Source organism: Alienimonas sp. DA493 (assembly GCF_043951915.1).
Taxonomy (GTDB): Bacteria; Planctomycetota; Planctomycetia; order Planctomycetales; family Planctomycetaceae; genus Alienimonas.
Window position 1 is genome coordinate 1 of record NZ_JBINJD010000247.1, and the last position, 4,934, is coordinate 4,934.

The 4,934-nt window shown below is 69.1% G+C and carries 4 protein-coding genes; 2 read left to right on the plus strand and 2 right to left on the minus strand.

Annotated features, from left to right (window positions below):
* The first annotated feature begins 267 nt into the window (after positions 1–267).
* Positions 268–1,386, plus strand: a complete 1,119-nt coding sequence (locus tag ACG2DA_RS21675; RefSeq protein WP_395258620.1) for a DUF1559 domain-containing protein — start codon at positions 268–270, stop codon at positions 1,384–1,386.
* A 146-nt stretch (positions 1,387–1,532) separates the two neighbouring features.
* Here ACG2DA_RS21675 and ACG2DA_RS21680 read toward each other — a convergent pair whose 3' ends face one another.
* The gene (locus ACG2DA_RS21680) at positions 1,533–1,760 is read right to left on the minus strand and encodes a hypothetical protein (protein WP_395258622.1); all 228 of its coding nucleotides are present in this window, start codon (positions 1,758–1,760) and stop codon (positions 1,533–1,535) included.
* A gap of 314 nt (positions 1,761–2,074) precedes the next feature.
* On the opposite strand from ACG2DA_RS21680, the gene ACG2DA_RS21685 reads away from it, so the two are divergent.
* Complete coding sequence (locus ACG2DA_RS21685; RefSeq protein WP_395258624.1) at positions 2,075–3,265, plus strand: DUF1559 domain-containing protein; 1,191 nt, start codon at positions 2,075–2,077, stop codon at positions 3,263–3,265.
* Between the two features lie 190 nt (positions 3,266–3,455).
* Here the strand turns inward: ACG2DA_RS21685 and ACG2DA_RS21690 are convergent, their stop codons facing one another.
* Positions 3,456–4,874 (minus strand): sulfatase, encoded by a 1,419-nt coding sequence (locus ACG2DA_RS21690; protein ID WP_395258626.1) that lies wholly within the window; start codon positions 4,872–4,874, stop codon positions 3,456–3,458.
* Between the last annotated feature and the right edge of the window lie 60 nt (positions 4,875–4,934).

Sequence of the window (4,934 nt, forward strand, 5' to 3'; positions counted from 1 at the left end):
GTCGCGACGCGGCGTTTTCTCTTGGGCTGCGACGAGCGCCCGCCGCCGGACCGGATCCAGTGTCCGGCCGGCCCCGAGCCCGACACGGGGCCGCCGCCGGATCCCTACGAGCGTAGACGAAAATTGCGTCAGCCGGGACCGAGACGTACCATCGCCGACTTCTCGTCACAGTCGGGATTGCCAGGGCTTTCCTCCCCGATCTGCGTGACGTCTCCTCGCGTCTCCCTACTTTGGGGTTTTTCCATGTCGCGCCCCCGGTCCGCCGCCTTGCGGACGCCGTCCGTCCAACGGTCCGGCTTTACGCTGATCGAACTGCTGGTGGTCATCGCGATCATCGCGATTCTTGTTTCGCTGCTCCTGCCCGCCGTGCAGCAGGCCCGCGAGGCCGCCCGCCGCAGTCAGTGCCAGAACAACCTGAAACAGATCGGGTTGGCCATGCACAACTACCACTCCACCTATAACACCTTCCCCGCGGCCTGCGCCGGCACGAGCGTCAATAGTAATCCGGCCTACACCGGCGCCCCGAACGCCGCCACCGAGACCTCAAACGGCAACCGGCTGGCTTGGACGGTCGGGCTGCTGCCGTACCTGGATCAGGCGAGCTTGTGGAACGAGATCAGCAAGCCGCTGTCGGTCACGAACACCGGCGCCGCGCTGAGTCTGCCGTTTCCCCCGATGGGCCCCCGCCCCTGGGCGACGAACTACGGCCCCTGGCTGACGCAGGTTCCCGCCCTGCTCTGCCCGACGGACGGCGCTCCCGTGACCAGCCAGGCCGACATCAACTACGCCGCCTGCTGGGGCGACAACGGCGCCGGCAACGAGCTGAATACAGTCGCCAGCAACCGCGGCGCCTTCGGCTTTCGCGTCTGGCGGGGGATGCGCGACCTGCGGGACGGCGCCGTCAATACGATTCTCGTCGGCGAAATCGGCCGCGGCGACGGCACGAAGGTCTACCTCGGCCGCGTCGCCCGCAACACGGGGTTCGGCAGCGGCATTCATACCGATCCGCTCGCCAACTGCGTCAAGAAGGTTGAAGATCCTGCGCAGCCGGGATTCTACAACGCGACGGTCACTGTCTTATTCGACCGCGGCAGCCGCTGGATTGACGGCGCCGCCCCGCACTCCGGATTCAATACGATCTTGCCGCCCAACGGTCCGAACTGCATGGAAGGCGATAACGACAGCGGCAGAAGCGTCATCTCCGGCGGCAGCCATCACGCCGGCGGCATGCAGGTCGTACTGGGCGACGGCAGCGTGAAGTTCATCTCCGAAACCATCGATACCGGCAACCAGTCCGCCGGCGCGGTGACCAGCGGCAAGAGCAACTACGGCGTCTGGGGCGCCCTCGGCAGCCGCGCCGGCGGCGAAGTGGTCGGCGAGTTCTGAACCCGCCGCGGCCCGTCTCCCGGGCCGCTCCTTCCTAACGTACGCCGTCACGCCAAAGACCGACCCGGGGGAGGCGTCCCCCGGGTCGGTCTGTTTTTATCCGTTCGGCGGTTCGGCCGTCCGGTCGGCGGCGCCTCGCGCGGCTCTCAGCGGCCGCTGCGGATGCGTTCCATCTCGGCCCGTTCCTCGGGGGAGAGACTTTCAATGACGGTCTCCGATTCGTCCTCCTCCACTTCAATCTCCCCCTCCGTCACGCCGGAGGAGCACCCCGCCGCCGTCGCGCACAACCCGACGACGGCGAGACCCGGCAACGCGGCCGCCGGCAACGCGGCGGACAGAACGACGGCGGACAGGGAACGAACGAGGCGGGACATGGCGGATTGAGCGGAAAAACAGGGGAGGAAACGACGGCGACCGTGACGCGGCGGTCGCTCACGCGACTGCCGAGACGGACGCAGGACGACCGCGGGAGGGCGGCGGGAAGCGGACGGGACCGACGAGGAAGACTTTTCGGGGCGAACTTTCGCAGAAGGCCCGGAAATTTGCCGCACCCTCCGTGAACGCGGAGCATTGATTCACGGTTACTGTTGCGTACCCTTTCCGCCCGTTGCGCCCCCTGATCAGTCGTCAAGGTCAGCGTTAACGTCGCATTCTTTCGCGTTCCGTTCCAGTCTCTCACGAGTCCGAGATGCCGCACCCCTGTACCGGCCGTCGCTCCATCGCATCGACCTCCCCCCCCACACGCTCGCGTCGCGGCTTCACGCTGATCGAACTGCTGGTGGTGATCGCGATCATCGCCATCCTCGTCTCCCTCCTGCTGCCCGCCGTGCAGCAAGCGCGTGAGGCGGCCCGCCGCAGTCAGTGCCAGAACAACCTGAAACAGATCGGGTTGGCCATGCACAACTACCACTCCACCTACAAAACCTTCCCCGCGGGGATGGGCGGCACCTCGACGCCGGACCCGGGCGCCCCGGACCCCTGGCACGGCAGCAACGAGGGGAACCTCAGCTACCTGGTGCCCCTGCTGCCCTTCTTGGACCAGACAGCCCTGTGGAGCCAGATCACCGGCCCGCTGGACGGCACCATCAGCGGCTCGACCTATCGGTACCCGGCCTTCGGCGGTCAGCCGATCTCCAGCAGCTACCCGCCGTGGCGGACGCAGATCGCCACGCTGCTCTGCCCGACCGACTCCGCCCCCGTGTCCGGCACCGCCGACACCAACTACGCGGCCAACTGGGGCGACAACGGCTACGGCAACGGCCGCGGCAACCGCTCCGTGGCCCGCGGCATGTTCGCCGGCAACGTCTGGTCCACCTCCGGCGACGGCTTCGTGAACTTCGGCCTGCGTGACGCCCGCGACGGCACGACCTCCACGATTCTGGTCGGCGAGATCGGCCGGGACGACGGCTCCCGCTCCTACCAGGGCGGCTTCGCCGCGGAGATGAGCCTCTCCACCGGCCCGGGCGGGAACACCTACACCGACCCGCAGGCCCAGTGCGTGGACGTCGTGGCCGACCCGAACAACCCCGGCCGGTACGCCGACTCCGTCGCGTTCAGCGGCGCCCGCGGCACCGCGTACGCCCTCGGCGTCGTGCCCTACACCGGCTTCAACACGGTCCTCCCGCCGAACAGCCCCTCCTGCACCACGGGCAGCCAGTCGAACTGGTGGCAGCGGGTCAACGGCGGCATCTTCTCCGCCGGCTCCTACCACACCGGCGGCGTCCAGGTCGCGATGTGCGACGGCTCGGTGACCTTCCTCTCCGAGACGATCAACGCCGGCAACCAGAACGCCACCTCGGTGACCAGCGGCAAGAGCCCCTACGGCGTCTGGGGCGCCTTGGGCAGCCGGGCCGGCGGCGAAGTGACCGACGAGTACTGATTCGGCCCCGGCCGCCCGCGATCGGGCGGCAGCCGTCACCTTGATGAGAACCCGGGAGGCTCCCGCCTCCCGGGTTATTTCTTTGCCCCCCGCCCCCGCAAGCGGGACGCCCGGGGCGGTGACGCCGCGATCCTCCTCGCAGCCGGTCAGGCGGAGCGCGGCGAACGAAGAACGCGACTGACGCGTCGCGTCACTCCGCCTCGACCGGCATCTTGGCGTTCATCGTCGTCTGCCAGTCCCGCAGGGCGGTCCGCAGTTCGGCCAGCGTCTCCGGCCGTTCCGCGGCGAGGTTCTGCAATTCGCCGGGGTCGGCGGCGAGGTCGTACAGCTCCGCCGTGTCGGTTTCGTAGAACTCGATCACCTTCCAATCGCCTCGCCGCAGCGAGGCCCCCGGCGTCCAGCCGCTGCCGTGGTAGTGCGGGTAGTGCCAGACGAAGTCTCGCGGCTCCAACTCCCCGGAGCCGCTCAGCAGCGGGGCGAGGGAGACGCCGTCGGCGTGCAGGTCCGGCCGCGGCTCCAAGCCGCACAGGTCCAGCGCCGTGGGGAACAGGTCCATGCTGACGACCGGCGTGTCGACCACCCGGCCCGGCAGCACGCCCGGCCCGGCGACGATCAGCGGTTCCCGCACGCCGCCCTCGTACAGCCAGCCCTTGCCGCTCCGCAGCGGCAGGTTGCTGGTCGGCCCCATCCGCCGCGAGGTGCACAGCCCGCCGTTGTCGCTGAAGAAGATCACCACGGTGTTCTCCCGCAGCCCCTGGTTCTCCAGTTCGTTCATCACCTTGCCGACCGCCCGGTCCATCGCGGCGACCATGCTGGCGTAGGCGGGCAGATCCTGCCGGGCCCGGGAGATCACCTCCACCCCGGCCGCGGCGCCCTCCTCGATCGTCGGCGTGGGGTCCTCGAACCGCTCGGCGGCCTCCCGCTCGAACTCCGCGACGGTGATCTTGTCCGCCGTGATCGGGGTGTGGACGTTATAGAAGCTCAGCATCGCGAAGAACGGCGCGCCGTCCGCGTCCTGCGAGGCGTTCCGCACGAACGCGGCGGTCTCGTCGGCCAATCGGTCGGTGAGGTATTCGCCCTCGGCCCGAGCCGTCAGCGTGGGGTTCTTCCACGGAGCGTAATACCCGCCCGGCGGCGAGCCCTTGGAGTTGCCGCCGACGTTCACGTCGAAGCCCTGATCGGTCGGCCAATGGCCCTCGTCGCCCAGGTGCCACTTGCCGGCGAAGAAGGTGCTGTAGCCCTCCTCCTTCAACACCTCCGCCAGCGTGACTTCCTCCAAGGCGAGGTTGTCCCGGTCGTCGACGTGTTGGAACCGCCCCTTGCGGCGGGCGCCGGGGATCCAGTCGGTAATGTCGACCCGTACCGGGTGCCGGCCCGTCAGCAGGCTGGCCCGCGTCGGGCTGCACACCGGGCAGGCGGCGTAGGCCTGACTGAACCGCGTCCCCGCCGCGGCGAGGGCGTCCACGTGCGGCGTCTCGTAGAACGTGCTGCCGGTGCACCCCAGGTCGTTCGCCCCGAGGTCGTCCACGAGGAAGAACACCACGTTCGGCGGCGCGTCGTCCGGGGCCGAAGCGAGGGCGGCGGCGATTAAAAACGGGGCGGCGATCATCGGCGTAGGGTCCGCTGTGCGGACCGCACCGGGCAGGCGCACGCCGGTTGAGAACGGTCC

What these genes read in the sequence shown, in the direction of transcription:
- ACG2DA_RS21690 (WP_395258626.1), bottom strand. Translation starts at nt 4,874, where the DNA reads ATGATCGCCGCCCCGTTTTTAATCGCCGCCGCCCTCGCTTCGGCCCCG.
- ACG2DA_RS21685 (WP_395258624.1), top strand. Translation starts at nt 2,075, where the DNA reads ATGCCGCACCCCTGTACCGGCCGTCGCTCCATCGCATCGACCTCCCCC.
- ACG2DA_RS21680 (WP_395258622.1), bottom strand. Translation starts at nt 1,760, where the DNA reads ATGTCCCGCCTCGTTCGTTCCCTGTCCGCCGTCGTTCTGTCCGCCGCG.